Origin of the sequence: Chitinophaga sp. (assembly GCF_035564935.1) — a bacterium.
Classification (GTDB): domain Bacteria; phylum Bacteroidota; class Bacteroidia; order Chitinophagales; family Chitinophagaceae; genus Chitinophaga.
Window position 1 is genome coordinate 1 of sequence record NZ_DATMTE010000754.1, and the last position, 1,537, is coordinate 1,537.

A 1,537-nucleotide genomic window follows, 5' to 3' on the forward strand; every position below is an offset into this window, starting at 1 on the left:
GATGAACCTTTTTGCCTTCAGGAATCCTAATTTTGGGTCAAAAAAACAATTGCTATGAAAAAATGTTACTTACTGCTGGCCCTGATGGGCTGGCAAGCGAACTCGTATTCGCAAACGTTAAACCAATCGGCCAACTGGCCCAATCCGGCCTGGACAATTACCGGGAATTACAATGAGGATTCCGAAGCTTTTGAATCTGACCCCAGAATTGCATCAAGCTTTGGTTATAATGACCGTTTTTCCGGCAATCCGCATGAGGACAATATTGCGGCAGAATCGCCTGTAATTAATCTGAGTGCTGCTTTTGCAAACGGCGAAACCTTATTGGAGCTTACAATGCCCTATGGCTATCGTTATAAAGCTAATGATGCCTTACGACTGGAATATTGGGATGCTGCCATTTCTACCTGGATACCGTGGGGCGAAAATATTCCCGGCAATGCAAATACGTCTTTTGCTGTCAGCAATTTTTGTTCGCTTCCTAAAACCCTTTATATTTCGGAAATGCTGAACATTTCGGGTTTTACAACAGCACAGCTCACAGGATTCCGTTATCGGTTGTTTTATGATGATGACCCGGCCGGAACTGCCTGGAATTATGGTTTTTGCTTTGACTCGCCAACATTACGTTCGTGGTCATGTGCGGCTCCAACCCGGCTTACCGCTACCGGAGTAGGTTCCAGCCCGATAACGTGGGACAATGTTCCGGGCATTGCAGGCTATGAATATGTTTTGAATACGACAAGTGCCGACCCGACAGGTGCGGGAACGCCTACGTTGTCGAATATTTTCCTGCCTTCCAATTTGTCTTTACCGCCAAGCACCAAGCATTTTTTCCATGTTAGGAGCGTCTGCACGGCCTCACAAAGTCCGTGGCGAACCGTTTCGTTTACGACCAGTCCTGTCAATGACAATTGTACGGCAGCGATTGCCCTGACGGTCAACCCGACGGCCGTTTGTACGGTAAAAACAGCCGGCACACTTGAATCGGCTACAGATTCTGACGAACCCCATGTGGGTTCAGGCCATCCCGATGACGATGTGTGGTATACGTTTGTTGCCACGGCTACTTCGCACCGCATCGAATTGACGAATATTACCGGAAACGGCTCGGAAATAATCGTGCATGAAGTCCTGGAAGGTACCTGTGGCGGCGGACTGATTAGCGTGCACCTCAGTGACCCTGACCTCAACCCTACTTCGAGTACTCCGCGTGCGCTGACTATAGGCAATACTTACTATATCCGCGTATTTACGTATGCATCTGATGCCAACACCCAAACTGATTTTGACATCTGTATTACTACTCCACCGCCTCCTCCTGCCAATGACAACTGTTCCGGTGCCTATACGCTTACTGTTAATCCAACTGCTACCTGTACGGCTGTTACGGCCGGAAGTCTTGTTTCGGCTACAGATTCCAATGAAGGAAATCCTGAAATTGGAACACCAAACGATGATGTGTGGTTTAAGTTTACTGCTACACAAACAGCGCATCGCATTACTTTACGTAACGTAAGCGGTATGCCAAGAGATT

General features: G+C 47.8%; 1 protein-coding gene. It reads left to right on the top strand.

All coding sequences use genetic code 11. The features are described 5' to 3' along the window. Positions 1-54: 54 nt before the first annotated feature. Positions 55-1,537 (top strand): hypothetical protein (locus tag VN105_RS19485; RefSeq protein ID WP_325643289.1); only part of this gene is annotated, 1,483 nt, incomplete at its 3' end.